The 24,490-nt window shown below is 61.0% G+C and carries 32 protein-coding genes; 10 read left to right on the top strand and 22 right to left on the bottom strand.

Annotated features, from left to right (window positions below):
* Window positions 1-8: 8 nt before the first annotated feature.
* The 3 genes from ACR0E6_RS12425 to ACR0E6_RS12415 form a co-directional block, all read right to left on the bottom strand.
* On the bottom strand, window positions 9-848 hold the full coding sequence (locus ACR0E6_RS12425) for a DUF547 domain-containing protein (RefSeq protein ID WP_480583782.1): 840 nt from the start codon (window positions 846-848) through the stop codon (window positions 9-11).
* Window positions 845-2,218, bottom strand: a complete 1,374-nt coding sequence (locus tag ACR0E6_RS12420) for a radical SAM protein (RefSeq protein WP_480583779.1) — start codon at window positions 2,216-2,218, stop codon at window positions 845-847. Before ACR0E6_RS12420 ends, ACR0E6_RS12425 begins: the two co-directional genes overlap by 4 nt.
* Window positions 2,219-2,285: 67 nt before the next feature.
* Window positions 2,286-2,771: an RNA pyrophosphohydrolase gene (locus tag ACR0E6_RS12415; protein ID WP_480583776.1), complete on the bottom strand. Its 486-nt coding sequence runs from the start codon at window positions 2,769-2,771 to the stop codon at window positions 2,286-2,288.
* A 137-nt stretch (window positions 2,772-2,908) separates the two neighbouring features.
* On the opposite strand from ACR0E6_RS12415, the gene ACR0E6_RS12410 reads away from it, so the two are divergent.
* On the top strand, window positions 2,909-4,936 hold the full coding sequence (locus ACR0E6_RS12410) for an FAD-dependent oxidoreductase (protein WP_480583773.1): 2,028 nt from the start codon (window positions 2,909-2,911) through the stop codon (window positions 4,934-4,936).
* 6 nt (window positions 4,937-4,942) lie between these two features.
* On the opposite strand, the gene ACR0E6_RS12405 is transcribed toward ACR0E6_RS12410, so the two are convergent.
* Both ACR0E6_RS12405 and ACR0E6_RS12400 read right to left on the bottom strand, forming a co-directional pair.
* Window positions 4,943-5,551: a LysE family translocator gene (locus tag ACR0E6_RS12405; RefSeq protein ID WP_170453612.1), complete on the bottom strand. Its 609-nt coding sequence runs from the start codon at window positions 5,549-5,551 to the stop codon at window positions 4,943-4,945.
* Window positions 5,552-5,620: 69 nt separating this feature from the next.
* Window positions 5,621-6,061 (bottom strand): DUF4399 domain-containing protein, encoded by a 441-nt coding sequence (locus tag ACR0E6_RS12400; RefSeq protein WP_170521267.1) that lies wholly within the window; start codon window positions 6,059-6,061, stop codon window positions 5,621-5,623.
* Between the two features lie 226 nt (window positions 6,062-6,287).
* On the opposite strand from ACR0E6_RS12400, the gene ACR0E6_RS12395 reads away from it, so the two are divergent.
* Entirely contained in the window at window positions 6,288-7,193 is a 906-nt protein-coding gene (locus tag ACR0E6_RS12395) for a LysR family transcriptional regulator (protein WP_480583770.1), read from the top strand.
* 57 nt (window positions 7,194-7,250) lie between these two features.
* Here ACR0E6_RS12395 and ACR0E6_RS12390 read toward each other — a convergent pair whose 3' ends face one another.
* From ACR0E6_RS12390 to ACR0E6_RS12375, 4 genes are read right to left on the bottom strand one after another with little or no spacing between them, the layout of a single operon-like run.
* Window positions 7,251-8,153, bottom strand: a complete 903-nt coding sequence (locus ACR0E6_RS12390) for an OmpA family protein (RefSeq protein WP_170623253.1) — start codon at window positions 8,151-8,153, stop codon at window positions 7,251-7,253.
* Complete coding sequence (locus tag ACR0E6_RS12385) at window positions 8,150-8,707, bottom strand: peroxidase-related enzyme (RefSeq protein ID WP_480583912.1); 558 nt, start codon at window positions 8,705-8,707, stop codon at window positions 8,150-8,152. The genes ACR0E6_RS12390 and ACR0E6_RS12385 overlap by 4 nt, the downstream gene beginning before the upstream one ends.
* Window positions 8,708-8,735: 28 nt before the next feature.
* On the bottom strand, window positions 8,736-9,446 hold the full coding sequence (locus ACR0E6_RS12380) for a GNAT family N-acetyltransferase (RefSeq protein ID WP_480583767.1): 711 nt from the start codon (window positions 9,444-9,446) through the stop codon (window positions 8,736-8,738).
* Window positions 9,443-10,165 carry a competence/damage-inducible protein A gene (locus ACR0E6_RS12375; RefSeq protein WP_480583764.1) on the bottom strand — a complete coding sequence of 241 codons (723 nt, stop codon included), beginning with the start codon at window positions 10,163-10,165 and terminating at the stop codon, window positions 9,443-9,445. Before ACR0E6_RS12375 ends, ACR0E6_RS12380 begins: the two co-directional genes overlap by 4 nt.
* Before the next feature lie 49 nt (window positions 10,166-10,214).
* On the opposite strand from ACR0E6_RS12375, the gene sfsA reads away from it, so the two are divergent.
* Together sfsA and map are read left to right on the top strand one after the other, a co-directional pair.
* A complete protein-coding gene (gene sfsA / locus ACR0E6_RS12370; RefSeq protein WP_170453605.1) occupies window positions 10,215-10,916 on the top strand; it encodes a DNA/RNA nuclease SfsA in 702 nt (233 codons plus the stop codon).
* Between the two features lie 122 nt (window positions 10,917-11,038).
* Window positions 11,039-11,851 (top strand): type I methionyl aminopeptidase, encoded by an 813-nt coding sequence (gene map / locus ACR0E6_RS12365; RefSeq protein WP_170521256.1) that lies wholly within the window; start codon window positions 11,039-11,041, stop codon window positions 11,849-11,851.
* Here the strand turns inward: map and ACR0E6_RS12360 are convergent.
* The 5 genes from ACR0E6_RS12360 to ACR0E6_RS12340 form a co-directional block, all read right to left on the bottom strand.
* Window positions 11,839-12,018 (bottom strand): hypothetical protein, encoded by a 180-nt coding sequence (locus ACR0E6_RS12360; protein ID WP_480583761.1) that lies wholly within the window; start codon window positions 12,016-12,018, stop codon window positions 11,839-11,841. The genes map and ACR0E6_RS12360 overlap by 13 nt on opposite strands.
* 24 nt (window positions 12,019-12,042) lie before the next feature.
* Window positions 12,043-12,678: an HAD family hydrolase gene (locus tag ACR0E6_RS12355; RefSeq protein WP_170453602.1), complete on the bottom strand. Its 636-nt coding sequence runs from the start codon at window positions 12,676-12,678 to the stop codon at window positions 12,043-12,045.
* A gap of 151 nt (window positions 12,679-12,829) precedes the next feature.
* The gene (locus ACR0E6_RS12350; protein ID WP_170521254.1) at window positions 12,830-13,177 is read right to left on the bottom strand and encodes a hypothetical protein; all 348 of its coding nucleotides are present in this window, start codon (window positions 13,175-13,177) and stop codon (window positions 12,830-12,832) included.
* Between the two features lie 150 nt (window positions 13,178-13,327).
* Window positions 13,328-13,888 carry a 16S rRNA (guanine(966)-N(2))-methyltransferase RsmD gene (gene rsmD, locus ACR0E6_RS12345; protein WP_170453600.1) on the bottom strand — a complete coding sequence of 187 codons (561 nt, stop codon included), beginning with the start codon at window positions 13,886-13,888 and terminating at the stop codon, window positions 13,328-13,330.
* Window positions 13,885-15,096, bottom strand: coding sequence for an FAD-dependent oxidoreductase (locus ACR0E6_RS12340; RefSeq protein ID WP_170521250.1), 1,212 nt, complete (start codon window positions 15,094-15,096; stop codon window positions 13,885-13,887). The genes rsmD and ACR0E6_RS12340 overlap by 4 nt, the downstream gene beginning before the upstream one ends.
* 100 nt (window positions 15,097-15,196) lie before the next feature.
* Here ACR0E6_RS12340 and ACR0E6_RS12335 point away from each other — a divergent pair, with 100 nt between their 5' ends.
* The 4 genes from ACR0E6_RS12335 to ACR0E6_RS12320 all read left to right on the top strand — a co-directional run bounded on the left by ACR0E6_RS12335 (window position 15,197) and on the right by ACR0E6_RS12320 (window position 16,723).
* Window positions 15,197-15,682, top strand: coding sequence for a peroxiredoxin family protein (locus ACR0E6_RS12335; RefSeq protein ID WP_170623267.1), 486 nt, complete (start codon window positions 15,197-15,199; stop codon window positions 15,680-15,682).
* Window positions 15,683-15,785: 103 nt separating this feature from the next.
* Window positions 15,786-16,031: a glycine zipper 2TM domain-containing protein gene (locus ACR0E6_RS12330; RefSeq protein WP_170735775.1), complete on the top strand. Its 246-nt coding sequence runs from the start codon at window positions 15,786-15,788 to the stop codon at window positions 16,029-16,031.
* Window positions 16,032-16,042: 11 nt separating this feature from the next.
* Entirely contained in the window at window positions 16,043-16,387 is a 345-nt protein-coding gene (locus ACR0E6_RS12325) for an EF-hand domain-containing protein (RefSeq protein ID WP_480583755.1), read from the top strand.
* A gap of 24 nt (window positions 16,388-16,411) precedes the next feature.
* A complete protein-coding gene (locus tag ACR0E6_RS12320) occupies window positions 16,412-16,723 on the top strand; it encodes a hypothetical protein (RefSeq protein ID WP_170453595.1) in 312 nt (103 codons plus the stop codon).
* Here the strand turns inward: ACR0E6_RS12320 and ACR0E6_RS12315 are convergent.
* Genes ACR0E6_RS12315 through ACR0E6_RS12300 form a run of 4 tightly spaced genes read right to left on the bottom strand, consistent with a single transcriptional unit; the run spans window position 16,720 to window position 19,462 of the window.
* The gene (locus ACR0E6_RS12315) at window positions 16,720-17,013 is read right to left on the bottom strand and encodes a 4a-hydroxytetrahydrobiopterin dehydratase (protein ID WP_170453594.1); all 294 of its coding nucleotides are present in this window, start codon (window positions 17,011-17,013) and stop codon (window positions 16,720-16,722) included. The genes ACR0E6_RS12320 and ACR0E6_RS12315 overlap by 4 nt on opposite strands.
* Window positions 17,010-18,197: a GNAT family N-acetyltransferase gene (locus ACR0E6_RS12310; RefSeq protein ID WP_480583750.1), complete on the bottom strand. Its 1,188-nt coding sequence runs from the start codon at window positions 18,195-18,197 to the stop codon at window positions 17,010-17,012. The genes ACR0E6_RS12315 and ACR0E6_RS12310 overlap by 4 nt, the downstream gene beginning before the upstream one ends.
* A gap of 45 nt (window positions 18,198-18,242) precedes the next feature.
* Complete coding sequence (locus ACR0E6_RS12305; RefSeq protein ID WP_480583747.1) at window positions 18,243-19,010, bottom strand: glycerophosphodiester phosphodiesterase family protein; 768 nt, start codon at window positions 19,008-19,010, stop codon at window positions 18,243-18,245.
* The gene (locus ACR0E6_RS12300) at window positions 19,007-19,462 is read right to left on the bottom strand and encodes a RidA family protein (RefSeq protein WP_170521241.1); all 456 of its coding nucleotides are present in this window, start codon (window positions 19,460-19,462) and stop codon (window positions 19,007-19,009) included. Before ACR0E6_RS12300 ends, ACR0E6_RS12305 begins: the two co-directional genes overlap by 4 nt.
* Before the next feature lie 290 nt (window positions 19,463-19,752).
* Here ACR0E6_RS12300 and ACR0E6_RS12295 point away from each other — a divergent pair, with 290 nt between their 5' ends.
* Entirely contained in the window at window positions 19,753-20,568 is an 816-nt protein-coding gene (locus ACR0E6_RS12295; RefSeq protein WP_480583744.1) for an MlaA family lipoprotein, read from the top strand.
* Window positions 20,558-21,166: an ABC transporter substrate-binding protein gene (locus ACR0E6_RS12290; RefSeq protein ID WP_170453589.1), complete on the top strand. Its 609-nt coding sequence runs from the start codon at window positions 20,558-20,560 to the stop codon at window positions 21,164-21,166. The genes ACR0E6_RS12295 and ACR0E6_RS12290 overlap by 11 nt, the downstream gene beginning before the upstream one ends.
* A gap of 105 nt (window positions 21,167-21,271) precedes the next feature.
* Here the strand turns inward: ACR0E6_RS12290 and fliP are convergent, their stop codons facing one another.
* From fliP to fliF, 4 genes are read right to left on the bottom strand one after another with little or no spacing between them, the layout of a single operon-like run.
* Complete coding sequence (gene fliP / locus ACR0E6_RS12285) at window positions 21,272-22,000, bottom strand: flagellar type III secretion system pore protein FliP (protein ID WP_480583740.1); 729 nt, start codon at window positions 21,998-22,000, stop codon at window positions 21,272-21,274.
* Window positions 22,000-22,287 (bottom strand): FliM/FliN family flagellar motor C-terminal domain-containing protein, encoded by a 288-nt coding sequence (locus ACR0E6_RS12280; RefSeq protein ID WP_170453587.1) that lies wholly within the window; start codon window positions 22,285-22,287, stop codon window positions 22,000-22,002. The genes fliP and ACR0E6_RS12280 overlap by 1 nt, the downstream gene beginning before the upstream one ends.
* Complete coding sequence (locus ACR0E6_RS12275; protein ID WP_480583737.1) at window positions 22,280-22,876, bottom strand: ABC transporter ATP-binding protein; 597 nt, start codon at window positions 22,874-22,876, stop codon at window positions 22,280-22,282. Before ACR0E6_RS12275 ends, ACR0E6_RS12280 begins: the two co-directional genes overlap by 8 nt.
* Entirely contained in the window at window positions 22,876-24,462 is a 1,587-nt protein-coding gene (gene fliF / locus ACR0E6_RS12270; protein ID WP_480583734.1) for a flagellar basal-body MS-ring/collar protein FliF, read from the bottom strand. Before fliF ends, ACR0E6_RS12275 begins: the two co-directional genes overlap by 1 nt.
* Window positions 24,463-24,490: the final 28 nt, after the last annotated feature.

Below are 24,490 nucleotides of genomic sequence, written 5' to 3'. Positions count from 1 at the left end.
CCGCGCCTTTATGACCCCGCCGCAGCGTCGTTCAGCGCCCAGTCGTATCTATACGCCTTAACGCGCCGGACTTCTTGCAATCTGGCGCGCAATTCAGGGGCGGCTGCGGTCTGGACATAGGTCAGCACGTCCTGCTCATTCGCTCCGAAATCTTCGCGGAACCAGATAAAGATCTTGGACAGGATCAGCCCTTCGCGATCATCAAAACGCACGCCGCGCGGGTCGTTGATATAGGCCCGCTCGGCTGCGGCGAGGTCCTGTTCCAGGGTTCTGGCCTCCCACGCCCGATCCATCAGGTTCGGGCAGCCCACGGCGGCGCAGTTCAGCGCGTAATGGATGCGCAGCTCATCAAATCCGGGGCGGATGATCCGGTGTTCGATATCGTTCAGCGTCAAACTTTGCCCTGCAACACTGGCCAGGGGGCGATCCCATGGGCCAAAGGAAAGCGGCCCGTCGGTGATGTCGCGGATCGAGTCGACCGGATAAGCCTCAAGGACCACATCCACGGTCAGCGCGTTATAGAGGTTGATCCAGTAGGCCAGTTGCTGATCGCGTGTCAGGCGTGCCGGGTCAACGGATTGCAGTTGCCCCAGATACCCCTCCAAACGATCACGATCAGACTCGGTGACGCTGGCATAGGCCACGCGGTTCACCCCCTGCGCATCGGGCGCGACATAGCGGGACAGGAACGCGCTCCAGTCGCTGTGATCCACGCGCTGCCCCGGCGTCGGGGCACTGCGGGTCAGGGCATTGCCCGGCAAGGCCTCGGCAGGTGGCAGGGCCAGCCGTTCGACACTGGCGCAGGCCGCCAGCAAAGGCAGCAGCAAGACGATCAGCAGCTTTTTCACGAGGCATCCTTTCGGTCCCGGCGGGTCAGACGCATCTGCCCTTTCAATCGTTTCAGCGGCGCATGGGTCGGGTCGCCCAGCGCAGGAATTTCCGGCCGCGACGACAACCCTCGCATCGCCGCGTTCCACCAATAGGTTCCCATCGGGCTGTCGATCCGATCCGGGGCGGCCAGATGCTGATCGCGCTGGGCATTGTGGACGCACATGGACAAGGGTCCGTTCCCGGTCGCCACCATGAACACGCATGAGGCGCAGCGATCCGCCTCTAACGCATCTGCCGCCATGAAGTTGTGGATGAACACCGCCTGCCGCCGCACCCGACCGCGGAGCAAGCCCGGGCCAAGTCGGGCGACCGAGGCCACCAAATGCGCCACCGACCGCATCGCCAAAACCGGATGCCGCAGCACCAACCGACGGACCGTGGACCGGATCACAAGATGGGCCTCGCGCCCCGTGTCCAACCGTTCCAACGCGGCGATCACCTGCTGCACCAGCTTGGCGTTCGACAGCAAGGAGACCGCTCGCCCCCCGGCGGTCAGGACGCTGGCGTAGCGGTTGCAGGCAGAATGACCGACGGAAGCCGCATCAAAATCCAGCGTCGTGCCATATCCACGCTCGATCGCACGCATGACACTGTCCTGCGTGATCGCATCCGGGCGGGCGCGCAGCACGCCGCGCCCTGTATCGGCCTGCATCTGGAACGAGACAAAGGCAACCTCGGGCTGGTCCCGGAAGAACCGCGCCAGATCGGGCAGATCGCCAAAGTTGCCGCCAAACACCGTTGTGTTGAACAGGACCCGCACACCCAAGCCACGGGCGCGGGCAATGTATTTTTCGCGCACAGTGTTCAGCTCAGCCTCTGATCCGAACCCGTTGCGGTCCTGAGTCATATCGACATGGAACGCCACATCATCCAGACCGGCCGCCGCCAGACGGGTCAGAAACGCCCGGCTGGCGCGGATGCCGTTTGTCATCAGGCAGGACCGCATGCCCAACCGCTTGATCTCGCGGCACAGCGCCTCAAGATCTTCAAGTTTGCGCAGGGTCGGGTCGCCGCCGGTCAGTTGTACCGATGCACCCCGGCCATAGTGGCTGTGGATCGTCGCGATCCGCGCAAACAGGACCGACAGCGGCGGATCATAGGTCATCTCGGCCCGGTCCGAGAGGTAACACAGCGTGCAGTCCAGATTGCAGCGCTGCGTCACTTCTAGCGCAACGCAGGCCATCGGATAGAACCGGCCTGCTGTTTGAGTGGCCCCAAACTCACCGCATCCTTTCAAACCGTCGCGCAAGGGCGTGCGTCGGTCTGGGCCTTCAAATCGGCGTCCGGCGGGTTTGGCTGTGATCGGTTCGGGTAAGGTGTCCTTCATGGACCCCAAGCTAAAGGGGGTCTCAGGACGCGACTACGCCCCCTCACGTCAACGTGCGGGGCGGTGATCAACCCAGGTGATCGGAAAACGCAGCCACCACCTGTTCATAGACGTCACGCTTGAAAGGCACGATTTCTTCAATCAGCCGATCCGGGTCCTGCCACTTCCACTTGGTGAACTCAGGATGTTCGGTTTCGATGTTGATCTGATCGTCGCGGCCCGTGAAGCGCAGCAGGAACCATTTCTGCTCTTGCCCGCGATAGCGGCCTTTCCAGATTTTCGGAACGATGTCATGCGGCAAGTCATAGGGCAGCCAGCCGTCGGTTTCGCCCACAACCTCGACCAGATCGGCGGTGACGCCGGTTTCTTCCCACAGCTCGCGCAGCGCCGCGTCGCGGGGGTCTTCGCCCTTGTCCACACCCCCCTGCGGCATCTGCCAGGCGTCCTTGTGGCGGTCATTGCGCTGACCGACAAAGATCTGACCTTTGGCATTTATCAGCATCAGACCAACGCAGGGGCGATAGGGCAGTTTGGCGATCTGATCAGGGGTCATGCACAGCCTCGCAGGGTTGTTTTGCCCACCTCTAACAAGCACCGCCACGGTAGCATAGGGGGTGACGTTAGGTTTCGCGTGACAAAGTTGACGTGCACGTCAATTTAAAACGCGGAGACGGGAGGGAGAGTTTCACCATGACTGCGTACCCAAACATGCTGGCCCCGCTGGATCTGGGCTTTACCACGCTGAAAAACCGCGTGCTGATGGGCTCGATGCATACCGGGCTGGAAGAGACCGGCGACTGGAACCGGGTGGCCGAGTTCTATGCCGACCGGGCGCGCGGTGGCGTGGCGCTGATGGTGACGGGCGGGATCGGTCCGAATCTGGAAGGCTCGGTTTTGCCCGGCGCGTCGATGATGACCAACGACAAAGAGGTGGCGAACCATTCCATCGTGACCGAACGCGTGCATCAGGCGGGCGGCAAGATCGCCATGCAGATTCTGCACGCGGGCCGCTATGCCTATGGTCCGAAATGCGTGGCCCCCAGCCCGGTGAAATCCCCAATCTCGCCCTTCCCGCCCCATGAGTTGGACGAAGAGGGTATCGAGAAACAGATCAGCGACATCGTGAATGCCGCCGTCCTGGCCCAGAAGGCAGGTTATGACGGGGTCGAGATCATGGGGTCCGAGGGCTATTTCCTGAACCAGTTCCTTGTGACCCACACCAACAAGCGCACAGACCGCTGGGGCGGATCTTATGAGAACCGGATGCGCCTGCCTATTGAGGTCGTGCGCCGCACGCGCGAGGCGGCGGGAACCGATTTCATCATCATCTACCGCCTGTCGATGATCGATTTGGTCCCCAACGGCTCGACCCATGACGAGGTGGTGCAACTGGCGCAAGAGATCGAGAAAGCGGGCGCGACGATCCTGAACACCGGCATCGGCTGGCACGAGGCGCGCATTCCGACCATTGCAACCAGCGTTCCCCGCGCGGCCTTTGCCTGGGTGACGAAAAAGCTGATGGGCAAGGTGTCGATCCCGGTGATCACCTCGAACCGGATCAACACGCCCGAGGTCGCCGAAGAGGTTCTGTCCTCGGGCTGCGCTGATATGGTCTCGCTGGCGCGGCCGATGCTGGCGGATGCAGATTTCGTCAACAAAGCCATTGCCGGTCAGTCCGCGCAAATCGCGCCGTGCATCGCCTGTAATCAGGCCTGTCTGGACCACACGTTCAGCGGCAAGCTGACCACCTGTCTGGTCAACCCGCGCGCCTGTAACGAAACCGAATTGGTGATTGCTGCGGCTGATACCGTGAAAAAGGTCGCCATCGTCGGCGCAGGTCCGGCTGGCCTGTCCACCGCAATGACCGCTGCCCAGCGCGGCCATGACGTGACCCTGTTCGACCGCGCGTCCGAGATCGGCGGGCAGTTGAACATGGCCAAACAAGTGCCGGGGAAAGAGGAGTTCTGGGGCCTCGTCGACTGGTACCGCACCATGATGGACGATCTGGGCGTGAACGTGGAACTGAACCGCGAGGTTGGTGCCGACGACCTGACCGGCTTTGACGAGGTGGTTATCGCAACCGGCGTCACCCCGCGCGATCCGCAGATTCCGGGACAGGATGGGGACAATGTCCTCAGCTATATCGACGTGCTGCGCGGCAAGGCCGAGGTTGGCAAATCCGTCGCCGTTGTCGGCGCGGGCGGCATCGGCTTCGACGTTTCGGAGTTTCTGCTGGAAGACGGCCACAGCGCCACCACCGATCTGCCGCTGTGGATGAAGGAATGGGGCGTGACAGACCCGGAAGACCACCGCGCGGGCCTTGCGCCCGAAGGCCCGCAGCCTGCGGCCCCAGCGCGTCAGGTCACCTTGTTGCAGCGCAAGAAACAGGCGCACGGCAAAGGGCTGGGCAAGACGACCGGCTGGATTCACCGCGCGACGCTGAAGATGAAAGATGTCAATTTCGTCGGCGGCGTGAACTACGAACGCATTGACGAAGACGGCCTGCATGTCAGCTTTGGCGAGGAACGCGCGGACCCGACCTTGATCGCAGCCGACAACATCGTGCTGTGTGCCGGTCAGGTCTCCGAGCGCAGTCTGGCAGACGCGCTGATCGAACGGGGCATCACTCCGCACGTGATCGGCGGCGCAGATGTCGCGGCGGAACTGGACGCCAAGCGGGCAATCAATCAGGGCACACGTCTGGCGGCCGGGCTTTAGGCCCGGTCAGTCAGACAGTGCAAGCTTCACCCCAAGCGCGCCAAAAGCCGTTGCAAAGCAGCGTTTGATCCAAGCCATCACAGATGGGCGATGAATGATGTAATCCCGCGCCAGCGCCGCGCAGGCCCCATAGGCGATGAACACAACAAAAGTCATCGCCATGAAGGCAAGCGCCAGTTGCACCAGCGCCAGACCCGCATGCGCCGTGTCCGTGGGCAGGAATTGCGGCAGGAACGCAAGAAAGAACAGCGAAAGCTTGGGGTTCAGCACGTTGATCAGCGTGCCGGTCGTCGCGATCTTAAAGTAGCCTGTGGTCGATTTCTCGGCACTCACTTCCATCGCGCCGCCCTCGCGGACGATGCCCCAGGCCATATAGAACAGGTAGAGTACACCAAGGTATTTGAGCACCAGAAACGCCAGCGCACTGGTGTGCAGCAGCGCGGCCAGCCCGATAATGCTGGCCACAGCGGCGGGCACAATCCCAAGCGTGCAGCCTGCCGCCGCCGCAACGCTGGCGCGAAACCCCCGGCCAAGCCCGATGGCCAGCGTGTAGATCACGCCCGTACCCGGCAACAGCACGACGATCAGCGATGTAAGAAGAAACTCAAGCGACATGGAACCCTCCGATCACACGTCGGAGAGTTCCTTACATCAGCGTGAAAGTAAACAGGCGTATCTGGGCGTCTACTCGACCGTAATCGTAATCACCTCGGACACAATCGGCGGGTTGTGCGGTACATGACCCGCATCGCCCAGCACCAATTGCAGAGTGTGCTGGCCTGCGGGCAGGTCCAGCGTCACCTCGGTCTGGCCGCCGCCGAAATGCATATGATTGTCGTCGGCGGGCAGGCCATAAGCCAGCTCATCCGCGCCGTCCTCGCCTTCGCCAATCGGCGGGCGGTTGATCAGCAGATGGTGATGGCCGGTATTCTCGGCCTCGGTCCCGGCTGGCGCGACGCCCATACCGCTCAGGCCAAAGACCACCGTCACCGGCGATTGAACCGTGTCCCCATCCGCAAGGTTCACGAAATAGACCTTGGCGTCAGGGCTGGATGGGGTCTGCGCTTGGGCCAGGGCCAGACCAGCGGACAGACAAAACGCGACAATGGCAAATAGTGATTTCATGATCTCCTCCCAGGACACAAAAATGCCATTCTCAGCATAGCACAAATGAAAAAATGTCCAGAAATCACCGTTTGACCGGGGTGTTATTGGATCGGAAACCATTGTTTCAACGTTTCTGAACTGCAAACGATCCGATTCAAAACCCTGATATTATCCCATGTCTGCCCCGTTTCCGCCCAGATTGAGCGTCAAAACTGACGTCGAACGTAAGACCTGGGGAACGAGTATGGATCGATTGACCGAAATGGAAGCCTTCGCCAACGTGGTGGACCAGGGTGGCTTCACCGATGCGGCCAAGAAGATGGGCATCTCCAAATCGGCCGTGTCCAAGCACGTCTCGAGCCTTGAGGCGCGTCTGGGTGCGCGGCTGCTGAACCGCACAACGCGCCGGGTGTCCCCAACTGAAATCGGATTGGCCTATTACGACCGCGCGCGCCGCGTTCTGAATGACGCGGGCGAGGCGGATGCACTGGTTACCTCGATGCAATCGGCCCCGTCAGGCCTGTTGCGGATCAGCGTCGCGACGGATTTCGGGGTCAATCACCTGTCCCCTGTTCTGTCCGAATTCCTGTCCGCTTACCCGGATATCACCGTCAACATGGTGCTGAACAACCGCTATGTTGAGTTGATTTCCGAAGGGTTTGACGTGGCCGTGCGCATTGGTGAGCTGGAAGACAGCACCCTGCGCGCGCGCAAACTCACGGAAACCGTCAAACGCATGGTTGCGGCCCCCAGCTATATCGAGAAATTCGGACGTCCGCAGAAGATCGACGACCTGAACGAACACAAGTTGCTGCATTATTCCAGCCAGTCTTCGGGCAATGTCTGGAAACTGACCGCGCCATCGGGCGAAAAGCGTCAGGTGCGCACCGCCGGTTGGCTCAGCGTCAATGACGGGCAATCCCTGCTGAATGCTGCGATCTCGGGCCTCGGGATCGCTTATCTGCCCAGCTTTCTGTATGCGGACGCGTTGAAATCCGGCCAGGTGCTGGACGCGATGCCGTCGCTACCGGATGAGGTTCAGGGCGTTTACGCCGTCTACCCGCCCGGGCGTTTCACGCAGCCGAAAGTGCGGGCTTTCATTGATTTTCTGGTCGAGTCCTTCAACGAAAAGGGCCCGATGGATTGGTAAATTCTCCCGGTGAACTTTAGCGACCCGCGCTTTCTGGTGCGGGTCTTTTTTTGTGCGTCAGTTGACCAGCAACACTGCCTCGACCCGGCGATTGACATCGCGGCCCTCAGCCGTGGCGTTTGAGGTGATGGGGGCCAGATAGCCGACGCCCTGCGCCTCGATCCGGTCGGCGGCCACGCCATGCGCCTCGATCAGACGGGTTCGAACGGCCTCGGCCCGGCGCTTGCTGACTGCGATATTGGCCTGCAAGGCGCCGGTATCGTCGGTATGCCCCACAAGCGCCAGCCGCGTGTCCGGCTTATCCGTCAGGAACCCGGCCAGCAACGCGAGCGAGGCAAAGGGGCCTTCGCCCAGCGCAACCTCGCCGGTGCGAAAGTGCAGGTCGTCCAGAATGACATGACCGGTTTGCTGGAATTCAGCCAGCAAACCGCCGGCCCCATCCACACTCTGATCGATCACGACAGGTGCCGGGGCCGGCGCATCGACAGGAGTAACCCGGATCATCTGCACATAGCCATCCGGCGGATTCCGGCTGACCAGCAGGCTCAGCACCTCGGATCCCTTCTGCGCGGACAGAAACCGATAGTCCTGAATGGCGACATACATATCCGGCGTTGGCACCACTTCGGTGCCGAACCTAAAATCGAAGCCGCCGCAAATGCGGGCCTCGCATTCGTACAGAATGTCATACCCCTGCGCTTCGATCTGGTCGCGCAACGGGGCAAGCAATTGCAGCGTCGTGCTGGACCCGGCCTGCAACCGCCATGTGACCCTTTCAACCTGCCCCTCGACCGTTCGGGCCGGAACCGCTCCATCTGCGAATGGCCCGGTTGGCAGATCATAGCTGTCCAGCGGTGAAATCCGCTGACTGATCTGCTGTGCGGATTGCGGCAGCGTCAGTTCCTGCGCAACCAGCGGGCTGGCCAGGATCACGGTCAAAAGGCTTAGCGTTCGGATCATCTGTACTGTGCGTGATACTCGGGGTTTGGAACCATAGCCGTGGCGCTGGCCACGCGATTGGACATGTTGAAGAACCCGGTCACGTTGGCAATGTCCCAGATATCCCGGTCAGAGAACCCGACATCGCGCAGACGCTGGCGGTCGGGCTCTTCAATTTCGGTACTGGCTTTGGTCATCCGGGCAGCGAAATCCAGCATGGCGCGTTGGCGGTCGTCCAGCGGCGCGACGCGGTAATTCATCACCAGCATCTCACCCAGCTTTGGGTCGCCCGACAACTGCCGCACGGCAGCCCCGTGGGCCACAAGGCAATAGAAGCACTTGTTGATGGATGAGACGACCACTGCAATCATCTCGCGTTCCAGCTTTGACAACCCGCTATCTGCCAGCATCAGGTCGTTATACATGGTGGTAAAGGCGTTCAGCTTGTCGATGTCAAAGGCATAAGCCTTCAGCACATTTGGCACCATGCCCAGTTTCTCGACGCAGATATCAAAGTATTTCTGCGTCTCGGGCGGCAGCGGGTCTACCATGGGCAGGTCCAGCGCGGTAGGCATGTCTTGATGTGTCACGAAAACCTCTGTGTTAGATAAGCTGACGGTAATGGTATTCGCCCGCGATCTCCATCCCGAGCGCTTGGTACAGGCCATTTGCCCCGTCGTTCACCTTGGTGCAGATCACGCTGAAGGTTTTGGCGCCATGGTCACGCGCCCAGAGCGCGGCACCCCGCACCGCCCACTGGCCCATGCCCTGACGGCGGTGTTCGGGCAGAATCTCCAGCGCATGAAGCATGGCAACACCTTCATGTATAGCAACAAAGGCAACCCCGCAGGGCTGATCGCGATGGCGCAGCAGCAAGCCGATCTTGGGGCCTTTGGCACGCTCCATCACGGCGATGCGTTCCGGCCCGATGCCCCCGGTTGCCCAAAGATCCCGCATGATCGCAAGCGGCTCCCATACGGTGAACACCATGACACGCGGGATCGGCTGGTCGGTCAGATGGGATACCGGACAGGAATAGATGTTGACCGGGTCCAGCACCTCGTACCCCCGTGCGGCAAGCTGCGCATCCAGCGCCTCGTCCCCCGGACGCAGGCAAAAGATACGCTTTTGCCCCATCGCCAGCATCGCCTGTTCGGCTGCATCAATATCCGTGCCGCTGACAGGGCCAAGCGCATTGGCCGCCGACACCCGCGAGCCACCGCCCTGCCCTTCGCGCAATTGAAACGGACCCAGCCGTTCATAGCGGGCCGCGGGCCAGGTGCCGTCGACAATGTCGGCCCAGTTGACGCTCACAACTCCAGTTCTTTCGCCAGTTGGGTCATGGCGGCGTCGATCCGGGTGCCCTCGGTGCCGCGAATGACGACATTTGCGCCAAAGACACCGTTGATCTGGAACGGGTAGCACCCGATGGTCAGGTCATCATAGGCTTCGGCCAGCGCGGAGAGGGTCGCTGCGATATCGCCCTCGCCCCGATTCACCCGCAGGGTCTGCGACAATAACGGGCTGCCGCCGGTCAGTTTGGGCAAAACGCTGGCCACCATGGCCTGAAACACCGACGGCACCCCAGCCATCACATGCACGTTTTCGATGGTAAAGCCCGGCGCGGTCGACACCGGGTTATCGATCAAAACCGCCCCGTCCGGGATGCGCGCCATGCGCAGGCGGGCCTCGTTCAGTTCAAGCCCCGATTTGTCGTAATGCGCCTGCAACAGCGCCCGCGCATCATCGCGAATGTCGATATGCGCCCCAAAGGCCCGCGCGATGCAATCGGCGGTAATGTCGTCATGGGTCGGACCAATGCCGCCGCTGGTGAAGACATGATCGTACCGGTCGGACAGTGCCTTTGCGGCCCCTTCGATCTCGGGCGCGTCGTCGCTGACAATACGAACCTCTTTCAGGTCGATGCCCTGTTTGGTCAACTCTCCGGCGAGATAATGCATATTCGCATCGCGGGTCCGGCCCGAGAGAATCTCATCCCCGATCACCAGCATTGCGGCGGTTGGATTGGCCATGGCGCTCTTCCTCTTGATCGACCCCTGGGGCAGGTATAGGCCGTGGGGCATGCGATTTGAAACCCCTCTTGTCCCCGCCCGCCTGATCCGCCGCTACAAACGCTTTCTGGCCGATTGCACGCTTGAGGACGGGCGCCAGGTTACAGCCCATTGCGCCAATCCCGGTTCGATGATGGGGCTGGCCGAACCCGGGCAGAAAATCTGGCTGGAGCCCAATGACGATCCGAAGAAAAAGCTGAAATATGGCTGGCGGCTGGTCGATCACGAAAACGGGCATTTCACCGGGGTCGATACATCGGTCCCGAACAAGGCCCTGCGCGCAGCGCTAAAGGCGCGTGAAATCCCCGAACTGGCCGCCTATGAAACCGTCCGCGCCGAGGTAAAATACGGCGAAAACAGCCGCATCGACTTTCTGCTAAGCGCACCGGGCCTGCCCGACGCCTATGTCGAGGTCAAAAGCGTCACCCTGTCCCGCCAACCCGGTCTGGCCGAGTTCCCCGACAGCGTAACCGCGCGCGGCACTAAACATCTGGGCGAACTGTCGGCGATGGCGGCACAGGGGCACCGGGCAATCATGCTGTATCTGGTGCAACGCACCGATTGCGACCGCTTCACGCTGGCCTCCGATATCGACCCGGCATACGCGGCGGCGTTTGAGGCAGCCGCAGGTGTTGAACGCCTGATTGTCGGCTCTCGCATTACACCCGACGGAGTTTGGGTCGACCCGGACCGACGCTGGCAGATCAGCTAATACACAATGTTAGAACTTTCTTCTTTCGACCCTATCTACTGAGTTAAAGCCGCACCCTCTGGAACTTTCTGCGCAAGCAGCGTAAGTAAGGGGCTGCGCGAAACATTTGGAGCTTAGCGTCGATGAAAGACCATCGTGGCCGTCTGACAAAAGACGGTATCCGCATCTATGAACAGGGTGACTTTGCCGGCATGCATGCGGCAGGGGCCTTGGCTGCGCGGATACTCGACGATATTGCCCAGCATGTGTTTCCCGGTCAGACGACCGGCGCTATTGACGGGCTGATCACGCAGATGGTCGAAGATGCGGGCGCGACCTCGGCGACCATCGGCTACAAGGGCTATCAGCACGCCAGCTGTATCAGCGTGAACCACGTGGTTTGTCACGGCATTCCGGGTGAGAAAAAGCTCAAGGATGGTGACATCCTGAACATCGACGTGACCGTCATCGTTGACGGCTGGTTCGGTGATACCTCGCGCATGTATGTGGCGGGCAAGCTGCCACGCAAGGCTGAACGTCTGATCCAGGTCACTCATGATGCGCTGTTCAAGGGCATCGAGATGGTCAAGCCGGGCAACACCTTTGGCGATATCGGCCACGCGATTCAGGCCTATGTCGAGGCGCACCGGATGAGCGTTGTCCGCGATTTCTGTGGTCACGGGCTGGGCCGGGTGTTCCACGCCCCGCCCAACGTCCTGCACTATGGCCGCCCGGGCACCGGGGCCGTGTTGGAAGAGGGTATGTTCTTCACCATCGAGCCGATGGTCAATCTGGGCCGTCCCGAGACCAAGACGCTAGCCGATGACTGGACCGCCGTGACCCGCGACAAGTCGCTGTCGGCGCAGTTCGAGCATTCGGTGGGTGTAACGGCGGATGGGGTCGAAATCTTTACCCTGTCACCCGGCGGCAAGTTCCACCCGACCTATTCTTCGTGATCGGCGGCCTGGTCGCGCAGCAGTTTCAGCAGCAGGGTTTCGTGACCCCATGGCGTCAGTGCGTCATTGATGAAAACCGGCGCGCGCATTGGCTTGCGCTCGGGGGCCGGGGTGGCGTCGGCATCCTGTGAGAATGCCCAGATCGAAGGGGTCAGTGCGCGGTCCATGCCCGCGACCCTAACACGGATGGATCAAATTCCCAAAAGGCGCGGCACTTCCGCCATGTCGGTGAAGACCTCTGCGCCAATCTCTGCCAGTTTGGCGCCACCCCCTTCGGGCGCAAAGCCAAGACACCGCATGCCCGCGCGCATCGCGGCGGTAACGCCGTTATGGCTGTCTTCGATTACAACCGGAGCGGATGCGCCAAAATGCTGCGCGGCCAGCAGAAACATCTCGGGGTCCGGTTTTGCCGTTCCCAGTTGGTGGGCCGAGAACATGGCACCCTGAAACCGGTCCCAAAGCCCGTTCTGGCCCAGCGTGATCGCCATTTTGTCCGGGCTGCCGTTCGAGGCCACGCAGAACGGGATGCCGTGATGATCAAGCCAATCCAACAGGTCCCGGATACCGGGCATCAATGCCACGCCCTGACGCAAACGCTCGTAGGTTTCCGCATAGACCTCATTGATCCAGTCATCCGGCAAATCGGCCCCCAACGCACGCGCCTTGTCCCGCACGCCAGCCATTGTCCCACCGAGGAAAAACCCGACGCTGTCTTCCAGTGTCAGGTCCAGGCCGTACCGGCCCAGATTGTCCACCAGAACCTTATTGGACAGCGGCTCGCTATCGACCAGAACGCCGTCGCAATCGAAGATGACCAGATCGTGCATGAAGCCTCCGCGGATTTTGCGCCCGGCTTAACCCAGTGCAGGCCCCTGCGCAAATCCACGCTCAGCAGCAATCCGCGCGCGCCGTTTCAATCTGAAACAGTCCGCCTTGTCAGAGTGTTGGGTCAAGTGCACCGAACCGGTCACAACCCGTTCAGGATGCCGAGCATGTGCCCCTGTCAAATTGCTGCCCCGCCCCTTTGACCATCATGTCATATTCCATGCTGTGATAATCGACGACAAAGGTGATCACTCCGGTCTCCTGCATCAGCAGGAATGTCATGCTGTCCAGGCCGGGGTAAATATCCGCCTCGCCCTGCACGTCAGTTGTCATGATGTAGCCCTTGTCGGATCCACCCGAACGCACCAGCGTCACACCCTCGCTGTTGACGTCTGAGATGCAGTTGACGAAGAAATCATCCATGTCGATCTGGGTTTCGGCCACACTGGCCGAGGCGGCGGCACAGCCGATCAGCAGGGCTGGAAGGGTCTTGGAAAACATTCAGGTACTCACTGTCCGGGTTGCTAAACTCAATTTCGGCTACCGGCGATTCTGGCCCAAAATGTGTCCCCAACCTCCGCAAAATAGGGCATTAACCATTCGGCAGGGTCGATCACGGGAATGTGAATCCAGCCTTGCTGCGGATCAGCGTCAGTTTTCCGGGCTGCGCCACATCAGCGAGATATGCGTGTCGCCATACTTGCGGGCGCTGTGCAGATCGAACCCGTCCGGCGCGGCCATGGGGGCGTTTTCCTCCCACACGATCAGCGCGTCCGGGGCGATCCAATTGCCCTCGACCGCCCTGGCGAGGGCCTTTTGACCCATGCCCTTGCCGTATGGCGGGTCCAGAAAGATCAGATCGTAAGGGGCATCCGGGTTGTCGCCCAGCCGCGTTGCATCGCGGCGGATCAGATCGGTACGGTCCGTGCTGCGGGTCAGGTCGATATTCTTGCGGATCAATCCCTGCGCCACCCGCCCGTCATCGACAAAGCTGACATGGGCCGCTCCGCGCGACAGCGCCTCAAGCCCCAGCGCGCCGGTGCCTGCGAACAGGTCCAGCACGCGCAGGCCGTCGAAATCGATCTGATGGGTCAGGACGTTGAACAGGCTCTCGCGCACCCTGTCCGTGGTGGGACGCAGATGCGCGCCTGCGTCCCCCTTGCCGACCGAGGCCAAAGCCCGGCCCCGGAATTCTCCGGCAATGATCCTCACGCCTTGAGCAGCGGTTTCAGGTTCGCATCCGGGTCGGCCACAATGGCCGGATCGGCGGTTTTTCCCATTTCGATCAGCCGTTTGGCGACCATATAGGCGCGCGGATCGTTCATCGCGTCCACGGCAATCAACCGGTCTCCGTCATAATACCAGAAGGACACACTCTGGCCTTCGCCCTGCCGGGTCACCACGCGGTCATAGCCGGTGTTCAGGCCCGCGATCTGCAGTTTGACGTCGAATTGATCCGACCAGAACCACGGTGTTGCCACATAATCCCTGGCCGCGCCCATCATGTTCTGGGCTACGATCTCGGCCTGATCGATCGCGTTGGGCACGCTTTCCAGACGGATGCGCGTGTCGCCATGCGGGAAGGACGCGCAATCCCCGGCGGCCCAGATCGACGGGTCCGAGGTGCGGCCATGGGCATCGGTCTTGATCCCGTTGTCCAGCTCCAGCCCCGCCATCTCGGCCAGTTGGGTCGAGGGGGCGATACCAACGCCCACCACAACAAAATCCACCTCAAGCTCGGTTCCGTCGGTCAGAACAGCGCCAACCACCTTGCCATTGTCACCGACCAGACGATCCAGCCCGACGCCTTCGCGGATATCGGCGCCGTATTCCGTATGCAGCGCACGGAAATAATCGCTGGTCTCGGGGGCCGCGACCCGTTGCAGGATGCGGTCGGCCATTTCGACCAAGGTCACTTTCACACCGCGCTTGGCGCAGACGGCTGCGGCCTCAAGCCCGATATAACCGCCGCCCACGATCAGGGCACGCGCGCCGTCCCTGACGCGAGGCTCCATCTCATCGATATGGGCCAGATCGCGCACCACATGAACGCCCTGCAAATCGCCACCGATGGCAGCGGGCAGGCGACGCGGGTCCGATCCGGTGGTCAGCGCCAGTTCGTCATACGAGATGACATCATCACCCACGGTCACGGTTTTGGCCTGCGGATCAATCGCCGTCACAGGCTGGCCAAGACGCAGGGTGATGTTGTTGTCGGCATAGAAGCTTTCGGGCCGCAGGAACAGGCGCTCCAGCTCCATCTCACCCAGCAGATAGGCCTTGGACAAGGGCGGGCGCTGATAGGGCAGATGCGGCTCGGCCCCGATCAGGGTGATATCCCCGTCAAACCCATCATTGCGCAGACGCGCAACCAAAGATGCCCCGGCCTGCCCGGCACCGATCACGACAATATGGCTCATGTTCCTCCCACCCTGTCGAATTCCCGTGGTCTCATCCACGTGGTCACCTATATTGCGGCTGAACCCGACTCTGCAAATCCAATCAACAGGAGTGCTATAAATGATTTCGACAGGCGACCAGCTACCAGATGCGACTCTCACTCAACTGGGTGCGAACGGCCCGGAAGAGGTGCGGATTTCAGACAAGACCAAAGGCCGCAAAGTTGTGATCTTTGCCGTGCCCGGCGCGTTCACACCGACATGCCATTCAGCGCATGTGCCCAGCTTCATGCGCACCAAGGACCAGTTCGACGCCAAGGGCGTGGATGAGATCATCTGCGTGTCCGTCAACGACCCCTTCGTGATGAAAGCCTGGGGCGAAGCCACCGGCGCGACCGAGGCGGGCCTGACCCTGCTGGGCGACGCAGCGTCCGAGTTCACCAAGGCGATCGGGATGGATTTCGACGCCCCGCCTGCCGGGCTGATCGCACGCTCCAAACGCTATGCCATGCTGGTCGAAGACGGCACCGTCACAGCCCTGAACCTGGAAGAAAACCCCGGCGCGTGCGAGGTTTCCGCGGGCGAGGGGCTGCTGGACGTGATCTGAACCCTGACGGCCCTGGCATCGTCGGGGCCAGATGAACCCAAATTAACTTGATACAACGCCCCGTTGCGCGAATACTTGGCGCATAGAACACGGGAGTTGATTTATGTGCCTCAGATTTATTTCCCTAATTGCCGTCAGCGCAGGCGTTTTGGCCGCCTGCGGTCCGGCCCCCACCCCGCAACAACAAGCCGCGCGCCAGCACGAGATTGCCTGCCTCAGTGGCACGTTGGGCGGCGCGTTGATCGGCGGCGCAATCGGCAACCAGTTCGGCGGCGGGTCTGGCAAGACAATCTTGACGGCGGCGGGCGCTGCTGCGGGCGGTTTTGAAGGCCAGAGATTCGCATGTTGAGGGGATTGAGAATGAAACCACTTATTCTTGCCGCGACTGTCGCCCTGACGGGTGCAGCCAGCGCGGAAACCGTGGCCGAGTTGCACGAAAAAGAACTGAACAACATTGACGCCAACAATGACGGGTTTCTGTCCAAGGACGAGTTCAACGCCTTTTCCGATTACGCCTTTCAAACGATGGACGAGGACAAGAACGGCACGCTGGGTCTGGACGAAGCCAAACCGTTTCTGGACATCAATCAGATCCGGGACGTTGACCACAACGGCGACGGCTTTATCTCAAGATCAGAATACGACGCGCAGATGGGTCGCGATTTCACCTCTGCCGATCAGGACGGAAACGAACGACTGGACTAGGCCAACTCTGAACAGGAGCGTGGGATGAACAAATGGATCGCCTTTGGGGCGCTTGTTGCACTTGCGGCCTGTGATGTACCGCAAGCCCCTGTTGTCACGGGGCCGGACGGACAGCCCCGCATTCAGATCAATCTCAGCGGGCTGACCTGCTACAATACCAAATGCCTTGATATTAATCCGGCTGCACGCAGCGTGCGGCAGGTGGGCAACCGCACAACCCGCATCCCCGGAAATATCAATGTCAGCGACGGCACTGTCACCCCGGCCGAGTTCCAGCAGATGGGCGTTGCAGCCTCATTGGCCGGCGGAATGGGATCGCGCGGGGATCGGGGCTAGATCAGGCTGTCCATCTTGCGCGCCAGTTTGGCGTCCAGCGCGGACAACCCGCCGACGTCATGGGTGGACAGCGTCACCTCGACCGTGCGGTAGACGTTGGACCATTCGGGGTGGTGATTCCATTTCTCGGCCCAGATCGCCACCTGTGTCATCCAGCCAAAGGCGGCAACAAAATTGTCGAAAATAAAGGTCTTGGTGATCGCGTCCCGGCCTTCGACCATGGTCCAGCCATTGTTGAACAGCGGGTCCAGAAGGGGGCCACGGGTCTCGGTCGACAAAAGCTCGGTCATTGCTGTTCCTCCGGGTTCGATTTTCTGAACGGGCCGTAATCCGTCAGAATCTCAATCTCTTCTCCCACCGCGCGGCCTTCGGCGTCCAGATATTTTTTGACGGCATCGGCAAATCCCGGATCGCCGACCCAATGCAGGCTGTAGGTGCGCGTCGGAAGATACCCGCGCGCCAGCTTGTGTTCCCCCTGCGCGCCCGCCTCGACCCGCTTCAAGCCCTGAGCGATGGCAAAGTCGATGGCCCTATAATAGCACAGTTCGAAATGCAGGCAGGCGTGATGTTCGACACAGCCCCAGTAACGACCGAACAGCGTTTCGCGCCCGATAAAGTTCAACGCCCCTGCAATCTGATACCCGCCCCGCTCGGCCAGCACCAAAGCCATATCATCGGCCATTGTATCCTGAGCGATATCGAAGAATTGCCGCGTCAGGTAGGGTGAGCCCCATTTCCGCGCACCGGTGTCCTGATAGAACCGCCAAAACGCATCCCAATGCTCGGGCCGCAGATCATCACCGGTCAGCGTGCGTATCTCACCGCCAAACCCGTTTGCCTGCGCCCGTTCCTTGCGGATATTCTTGCGCTTGCGCGAGGACAGGGCGTTCAGAAACCCGTCGAAATCGGCATATGTGTCGTTCAGCCAGTGGAACTGTTGCGATTGGCGCAGCATCAGGCCCATCTGTTCGCCCGCCAACGCCTCATCCTCGGTACAAAAAGTCGCGTGGATTGATGAGACCCGATTGTCTGCCGCCAACTGCACCGCACCCTGCACCAGCGCCGACATGCCAATCGCTTCATAGCCCGGACGCACCAGAAACCGCCGCCCGGTTGCGGGGGTAAAGGGCACGGCAATCTGCAGTTTCGGGTAATAGCGCCCGCCCGCGTTTTCATAGGCATGTGCCCAGCTATGGTCGAAGATATATTCGCCCTGACTGTGCGACTTGGCATACATCGGTGCCGCCGCAATCAGCATCCCGTCCAGATAGCAGGTCAGATATTGCGGCTGCCAGCCAGTGCCCCGCCCGACCGAGCCGCTGTTTTCCAGCGCCAGCAGAAACCGATGGGTGGTGAACGGATCCAGCGGGCGCCCGCCATCGGCAGCTTCGGGACACGCGCAGGCATCCCACTCGACCGCAGAAATCTGCGAAAGCGTGCCTACGACCTGAACCTCGATTTGCGCCTGATCCATGTGCCCTCCGCGTCTGACCTTTATCTGTGACGGTCGGGGGTGGGTTCAACCCGGATGCGGGGCCAAATACCCTTCGAACGTCACGTTGTCGGCAACCGCGCGGGCCTGTGCCTCTTGCTCGGGCGAGCGCACGGTCCAGCACAGAATCGGAACCCCTTGCGCCTTCAACTCGGCGACACGCGGGCGGTCCAGATCCGCGACCTCATGGCTGATGAAACTGGCACTAACCCTGTCGAAATCCGGAATGCCGCGCAGGTGGTCGCAGATTTCGTCAGACAGCGGCCAGTCCTGCGGATCATAGCTGCTGGTTACGATCCCGCGCGGCAGATGCGGGGCCAACCGGGCCAGTTCGGCCACGCTGTTGGGGTTGAAAGACATCAGCGCCACCGGACCTTCGTAACCTTGCAAGGCCCGCACGGCATCCGCCTCAAGCGGGCCGACATCGGCGCCCATCGCGCCATCCTGATCCTTGAACTCGATCAGCAGCGGCACTTTTCCGGCGACCATCGCAAGAACCTCGTCCAGCGCGGGGATACCGTCATCGCCGTGCAGCAATGGGGTGTCCGCCGCCTGCGCCGAGGTGATCCGCCGGATCGGGCCGGGCTGGCCGGTCAGACGCGCCATGTCATAGTCGTGAAAGACCATCGCACGATTGTCCGCGGTCAATTGCAGATCGATCTCGATCCCGTACCCGGCATCAATCGCCGCCTGAATCGCCGCCCGGCTGTTTTCCGGGCGGTTGTCCGACGTGTCATGCAGGGCCCGATGCGCAATCGGGACCTGCAGGAATTCCGGTGGCAGCCTGGGGGTCATTGGACCTCGAATATTCCTTCAATCTCAACCGCGACACCCAGCGGCAGGGATGCGGCACTGACGGCTGATCGTGAATGACGGCCTGCATCGCCCAGCGCCTCGACCAGAAAATCGGACGCGCCGTTGATCACCTGCGGCTGCGCGGTAAAATCAGCGGTCGAGTTCACAAAACCGGTCAGCTTGATCACGCGCACCAGCTTTTCGATATCGCCGCCACAGGCCGCTTTGACTTGTGCCAACAAGTTGATGGCACAGACCTTTGCCGCCGCCGCACCGGCCTCGACATCCATGTCGTCGCCCAGCTTGCCGGTGATCAGATCATCCGCCTTCGAAATCTGGCCCGACACGTAAACAATGTTGCCCATACGCACGAACGGCACATAGTTTGCCGCAGGCGCGGGGGCGTCGGGCAGGCTGACGCCCAGACTTTCCAGTTTTGCTGTGATACTCATGGGATCGTCCTCACCAATTGTCGACTCGGCCGGACGCTACCCGGTCAAGCGCGGCGGGGAAAGCGATAAACCGGCATTTTGCCGATCGGCTGCGATCTGGGCGTAACTTCTCTTATTCCGAAGTGTTGAAGCTATGTCACTTTACCGCGCAGTAGCAGACGCGCTAAACGCTAGATGTTTCATTTGAGACGCGAAACAACTATGTGACAACGACTTGTGCCAACGCGGCACTATATTATCGATTGAAAGCCCGACCCGCCGGGTCAGGTCACTTTGGAGTAGCTAAGACCGTGTTGAGCAGATTGCGCCTGAAACACCTTATTGTGCTGTCCCTTTTGCCGATCCTGTCGGCCTGCGCCACCCAGCCGCCCGAGCAGGCCGCCCGGGGTGAGGTGTTTGACCCCTACGAAAACACCAACCGGGGCATCCACAGATTCAATCTGGGCGTTGACCGGTTCCTGTTCCGTCCGGCCTCGAAAGGGTACGTGAAGATCGTGCCCGATCCGATGGTGACCAGTTTCAGCACGTTTGCCGAGAACATCTCGCTGCCCGGACAGGCGGTCGACTACCTTTTGCAGGGCAACCCCAAGCAGATGGGCAACGCGTTGCTGCGCTTTGTGGTCAACATGACCGTCGGCGGGTTTGGCCTGTCGGCCCCTGCGGACGAACTGAACCTGCCGCCGGTCGATACGGATTTTGGCGAAACCCTGCATGTCTGGGGGTTTGGTGAGGGGGCTTATGTCGAGCTGCCTTTCTACGGCCCCTCGACAACGCGCGATGCGGTCGGCGTTGTGGTCAACCTGTTCTCGAACCCGATCAATTTCACGCCGACCCGGCCCGTCGACAACCTTGGCGTCTATGCCGAGGTTGTGCGCCGCATGGGCGACCGGGGACGGTTTTCGGACACGGTTGACTCGATCCTCTATGAAAGCGCCGACAGCTATGCCCAGGCCCGCCTGATCTATCTGCAAAATCGCCGGTTCGAACTGGCGCGCGATGATGAGGACGCCTATCTGGACCTGTACTCCGATCCCTACGCCGAAATCGGAACCGACCCTGTCAGGGACCCCTACCTAGACCCTTACGAGGACCCCTATGCCGAGTAATTCTTTGAACCGTCGTCATTTTCTTTCTGCCGGTCTGGCCGGATTGGCACTGACCGCCCTGCCTTTGCCCGCTCTGGCCCAGACCGAAGCCAGCGCCAAAGCGCTTGTCAACAGCGTTGTGGCCGAGATCAACCGCGTGATCGCCTCGGGCAAGTCCGAGAACGCCATGCTGCGCGATTTCGAGAAGATCTTTGTGCAATACGCCGATGTGCCGATCATGGCGCGCTATGCGTTGGGGGCCGATGCCCGCTCGGCCAGCCCGGCACAGTTGAGGCAGTTTACCAAGGCCTTCCAACACTACATCTCGCGCAAATATGGTCGCCGCTTCCGCGAGTTTATCGGTGGTGAGGTCAATGTACGTAACGCCCGCAAAATCCGCGCCGGTTTTGAGGTCCGGACCATGGTCAAACTGCAGGGCTCATCCCCGTTCGAAGTGACGTTTCTGGTGTCCGACAAATCGGGGCGCGACAAGTTTTACAACATGTTCATCGAAGGCGTGAACCTTCTGTTGACCGAACGCACCGAGATCGGAGCGATGCTGGACGCCCGTGGCGGCGACCTGAACCGGTTGATCAAGGATCTGAACCGCACCGCCTGACCTGCTTTTCAGAAACATCTGGGCCGCGTTGTCGAACACAGCGCGGCCTTTTTCGTTCAGATGGTGCTTTGAAGCCGTGATTGACAGTCTGAAAGAGGGGCAGCCCTAAGGCATGTAACTGCGCACCAACGCACTTGCGATCAGGGCCCAGCCATCAGCGATGACGAAAAACGCCAGCTTGAAGGGCAGAGACACAATTGCAGGCGGCACCATCATCATGCCCATCGACATCAGCACCGCCGCGACCACCAGATCGATGATCAGAAACGGCAGGAAGATCAGAAACCCGATCTGAAACGCGCGCGCGATCTCGGACAACATGAAGGACGGCATCAGAACGGACAGCGGGGCATCTGGCGACAGTTCCATCGCCTCACCCCCTGGGCGCAGCGCGGCCATAGCCTGAAACGTATCGGCATCCAGCCGCGCGGCCATAAAGGCGCGAAACGGTTGCAGCGCGCGCTCCAGCGCTGGTTCAACCTCCATCGTTTCGTCGATCATCGGGCGGATTCCGGTCGTCCAGGCCTCGGTAAAGACCGGGTCCATGATGAAATAGGTCAGAAACAGTGCCAGGCTGACGATCAGCATATTCGGCGGCGATTGCTGCAGGCCGATACCCTGCCGCAGGATCGACAGAACCGTGATCAGGAACGGAAAACAGGTGATCATGATCGCCAGCCCCGGCGCGAGGCTGAGGACCGTGATCAGAAGGATCAACTGGATCGTACGCGCCGAGAGTGATCCGCCGTCACCCAAAGACAGCGAGACCTCCTGCGCGGCCACAAGCGACGGCATCAGAACCGCCGCCAAGACCAGCCCGATCAGCAGGCGCATCAACCGATCCCGTTTTGCAGATCGGCAATTTCCGTCAGTCGGACCGCCAGTTGACCTGCCCGGTCGCCCTCCATCTCCTCCAGCAGGCCGCGGGCAACCAACTGATCCCCGACATACAGATCCACCGGGTCCTCGATCCTTTTGTCCAACGTCAGCACAGCGTTTTCGCCCATGTTCAGCAAATCCCGGATCAGGGGGCGCGCGCGACCGACGGATACGGTCACTTCGATGGGCACCGCGTCAAAAGGGTTCGGTTTTTCAGAGTTTTGGGTCTGGGGGTCACTCATTTGACAATGCCTCTTTTGCCTCAAAAACATATGCGTCGAAGGCCCGCGTGACCGAGTCCAGCAGCGCGCTGCAATCCACCTCGCTGCGGGCTATGCCGACCTGCAACCGGGCCTGTCCCTGCTCGAGCGCGGGGTCTTCGATCACTTTCGGCCTCGGTGACAGGGTCGCGGGGATCAGGGCGTCCACCTCGGCCATACATCCGACCGGCACGATGACCTGCATCGGCTGCCCGATCTGTTCACTCGCCATCTCGGACAGGTGTTCGACCAGTTGCGCGGCAAAGCCCCGGTCGATCATGTCCGGTAAGACCAGATTGGTCAGGCTCTGGAACATCGGCTCCAGCGACAGCGACATGCGGGTGATCGCCTCGGTATAGGTAAAGGACATATCCTCAAGCGATTTACCCAACTCGGACGAGATTTGCCCCCGGCTTTGTTCCTGCGCCTGCAAGGCGTCTTCCCACCCCGCCCCATAGCCTTGTTCAAAGGCGGCCAGGCGCTGTTCCTCCAGTGCGTCTTCGTCCAGCAGATGAACCTGCCCGCCGTTGGCCTGAACGGTGAAATCTTCAAGAAGATGAGCAATTGTCATCACACGCGCTCCTCACCTTCTTCCAGCCAACTGCGCAGGATTTCGACCGTCTCCTCCTGTTTGTCGCCAATCATCGCGCGCAACCGGTCAACCGGATCCTGCGACGGGGCCACACCAAGCGCGGGCACTTCGGCCTGCGCGGCCAGCGGCGCGAAGTCCGAACTGCCATCCGGTGCGATTTCGCCGGTCAGCACAGGTGCGCCTTCGGTGACATCCCCGGCGCTTGCGGGCAGCAAGGCCGGTGCCGTCGCGGGTTTCATCAGGATCGGGCGGATGACGAACATGGCCAGAACCAGCGAGACCGCCGCCAATACAGCCATCTGGATCAGCGACATCGCGTCCAGATGAATGGACTGCCACATCGATGCCGACACCAACGTCCCCTGCGGGTCAACCGGCAGCAAATCCAGCGATTTCAGGGTGATCACATCCCCGCGGTCCGCGTCAAATCCAACGGCCGAGGCAACCAGCTCCTCTAATGCATCCAATTCGGTCTGCGGCAAAGGCGCGAAACTTTCGGCCTCACTGGCGTCAACCGTGCGCGTTCCATTGACCAGAACTGCAACGGTCAGACGTTTGATGGCACCCGGCGCTGTGTGAACCTCCAACTCGGTCTCGGAGACTTCGTAATTTATCCGTTCGCGCGTCTGCGTTGCGGTCGAATTCGATTCGTCGCCCCCTGCCCCGTCGCCATCGGGCAGGTTCGAGGCGACCGTCACATCCGCAGATTGGTTGCGGGCGCTGTCCGAACGCTCTTCGACATCGGTACTGATCGCGACGCGTCCTTTGGGATCAAAACGCCGCTCGCGGATCGATTCGGTTTTGGTCACCGTGTCCACGCTGACCTCGACCACAGCGTTGCCGGCCCCAACACGCGCCTCGACCAGACGCAGAACACGCTCGCGCAGCTGGCGGGATTTGTCATCCGCCGTCTCGGCCGCAACCGCAGTGTCCTGCACGCCAATCACGGCCCCGTTCGAATCGACAACCGTTACATTTTCCGGCGCCAGGCCACTGACAGCCGAGGCGACCAGAAACCGGATCGCCTTGGCCTGATCGCCGGTCACATCCGCGCCGGACGGCACCAGATAAACCGAGGCCGTGGGCGCCACGCTGCGCTGAAACGGATTGGCCGATCCATTTGCGATATGCACCCTCGCCTGACTGACATGAGGGCTGCCGACGATCGTCCGGGCAAGCTCGCCTTCTTTCGCGCGCCAATAGGCGGCATCGAACATCTGAGAGGTGGTGCCAAACCCGCTGAGGGAATCCAGCAGCTCGTACCCGCGATTGCCGTTCGCGGGCAGGCCTTCGCTGGCCAGCGTCATCCGCAGCTCATCCCGCTGCCCGCCGGGCACATAAATCGATCCACCCCTGATTTCGTAGGGCACACCGCGCTGATCCAGTGAACGGACGATGTCACCAGCGGCACCGCTTTCCAGCCCCGCATACAGCAAGGTCATCGACGGCGCGGCCGCCAGCCGCGACATGCCAAGGATCCCGAGAAACACCAGCACAACCGCGCCGGCAACGATGATTTGTTTTCGCCTGTCCAAACTTGCCCAGACAGTTCCGATCTGCTGCACGCTCACCTCCGACTCGCCGACATTCTGC

This window comes from Ruegeria sp. AP12 (genome assembly GCF_056540025.1).
Note: the sequence above shows the minus strand (reverse complement) of the source record. Positions and strands in the feature narration are given on the sequence as shown.

What these genes read in the sequence shown, in the direction of transcription:
- ACR0E6_RS12420 (WP_480583779.1), bottom strand. Translation starts at nt 2,218, where the DNA reads ATGAAGGACACCTTACCCGAACCGATCACAGCCAAACCCGCCGGACGC.
- ACR0E6_RS12415 (WP_480583776.1), bottom strand. Translation starts at nt 2,771, where the DNA reads ATGACCCCTGATCAGATCGCCAAACTGCCCTATCGCCCCTGCGTTGGT.
- ACR0E6_RS12410 (WP_480583773.1), top strand. Translation starts at nt 2,909, where the DNA reads ATGACTGCGTACCCAAACATGCTGGCCCCGCTGGATCTGGGCTTTACC.
- ACR0E6_RS12405 (WP_170453612.1), bottom strand. Translation starts at nt 5,551, where the DNA reads ATGTCGCTTGAGTTTCTTCTTACATCGCTGATCGTCGTGCTGTTGCCG.
- ACR0E6_RS12400 (WP_170521267.1), bottom strand. Translation starts at nt 6,061, where the DNA reads ATGAAATCACTATTTGCCATTGTCGCGTTTTGTCTGTCCGCTGGTCTG.
- ACR0E6_RS12395 (WP_480583770.1), top strand. Translation starts at nt 6,288, where the DNA reads ATGGATCGATTGACCGAAATGGAAGCCTTCGCCAACGTGGTGGACCAG.
- ACR0E6_RS12390 (WP_170623253.1), bottom strand. Translation starts at nt 8,153, where the DNA reads ATGATCCGAACGCTAAGCCTTTTGACCGTGATCCTGGCCAGCCCGCTG.
- ACR0E6_RS12385 (WP_480583912.1), bottom strand. Translation starts at nt 8,707, where the DNA reads ATGCCTACCGCGCTGGACCTGCCCATGGTAGACCCGCTGCCGCCCGAG.
- ACR0E6_RS12375 (WP_480583764.1), bottom strand. Translation starts at nt 10,165, where the DNA reads ATGGCCAATCCAACCGCCGCAATGCTGGTGATCGGGGATGAGATTCTC.
- sfsA (WP_170453605.1), top strand. Translation starts at nt 10,215, where the DNA reads ATGCGATTTGAAACCCCTCTTGTCCCCGCCCGCCTGATCCGCCGCTAC.
- map (WP_170521256.1), top strand. Translation starts at nt 11,039, where the DNA reads ATGAAAGACCATCGTGGCCGTCTGACAAAAGACGGTATCCGCATCTAT.
- ACR0E6_RS12360 (WP_480583761.1), bottom strand. Translation starts at nt 12,018, where the DNA reads ATGGACCGCGCACTGACCCCTTCGATCTGGGCATTCTCACAGGATGCC.
- ACR0E6_RS12355 (WP_170453602.1), bottom strand. Translation starts at nt 12,678, where the DNA reads ATGCACGATCTGGTCATCTTCGATTGCGACGGCGTTCTGGTCGATAGC.
- ACR0E6_RS12350 (WP_170521254.1), bottom strand. Translation starts at nt 13,177, where the DNA reads ATGTTTTCCAAGACCCTTCCAGCCCTGCTGATCGGCTGTGCCGCCGCC.
- ACR0E6_RS12340 (WP_170521250.1), bottom strand. Translation starts at nt 15,096, where the DNA reads ATGAGCCATATTGTCGTGATCGGTGCCGGGCAGGCCGGGGCATCTTTG.
- ACR0E6_RS12335 (WP_170623267.1), top strand. Translation starts at nt 15,197, where the DNA reads ATGATTTCGACAGGCGACCAGCTACCAGATGCGACTCTCACTCAACTG.
- ACR0E6_RS12330 (WP_170735775.1), top strand. Translation starts at nt 15,786, where the DNA reads ATGTGCCTCAGATTTATTTCCCTAATTGCCGTCAGCGCAGGCGTTTTG.
- ACR0E6_RS12325 (WP_480583755.1), top strand. Translation starts at nt 16,043, where the DNA reads ATGAAACCACTTATTCTTGCCGCGACTGTCGCCCTGACGGGTGCAGCC.
- ACR0E6_RS12320 (WP_170453595.1), top strand. Translation starts at nt 16,412, where the DNA reads ATGAACAAATGGATCGCCTTTGGGGCGCTTGTTGCACTTGCGGCCTGT.
- ACR0E6_RS12315 (WP_170453594.1), bottom strand. Translation starts at nt 17,013, where the DNA reads ATGACCGAGCTTTTGTCGACCGAGACCCGTGGCCCCCTTCTGGACCCG.
- ACR0E6_RS12310 (WP_480583750.1), bottom strand. Translation starts at nt 18,197, where the DNA reads ATGGATCAGGCGCAAATCGAGGTTCAGGTCGTAGGCACGCTTTCGCAG.
- ACR0E6_RS12305 (WP_480583747.1), bottom strand. Translation starts at nt 19,010, where the DNA reads ATGACCCCCAGGCTGCCACCGGAATTCCTGCAGGTCCCGATTGCGCAT.
- ACR0E6_RS12300 (WP_170521241.1), bottom strand. Translation starts at nt 19,462, where the DNA reads ATGAGTATCACAGCAAAACTGGAAAGTCTGGGCGTCAGCCTGCCCGAC.
- ACR0E6_RS12290 (WP_170453589.1), top strand. Translation starts at nt 20,558, where the DNA reads ATGCCGAGTAATTCTTTGAACCGTCGTCATTTTCTTTCTGCCGGTCTG.
- fliP (WP_480583740.1), bottom strand. Translation starts at nt 22,000, where the DNA reads ATGCGCCTGCTGATCGGGCTGGTCTTGGCGGCGGTTCTGATGCCGTCG.
- ACR0E6_RS12280 (WP_170453587.1), bottom strand. Translation starts at nt 22,287, where the DNA reads ATGAGTGACCCCCAGACCCAAAACTCTGAAAAACCGAACCCTTTTGAC.
- ACR0E6_RS12275 (WP_480583737.1), bottom strand. Translation starts at nt 22,876, where the DNA reads ATGACAATTGCTCATCTTCTTGAAGATTTCACCGTTCAGGCCAACGGC.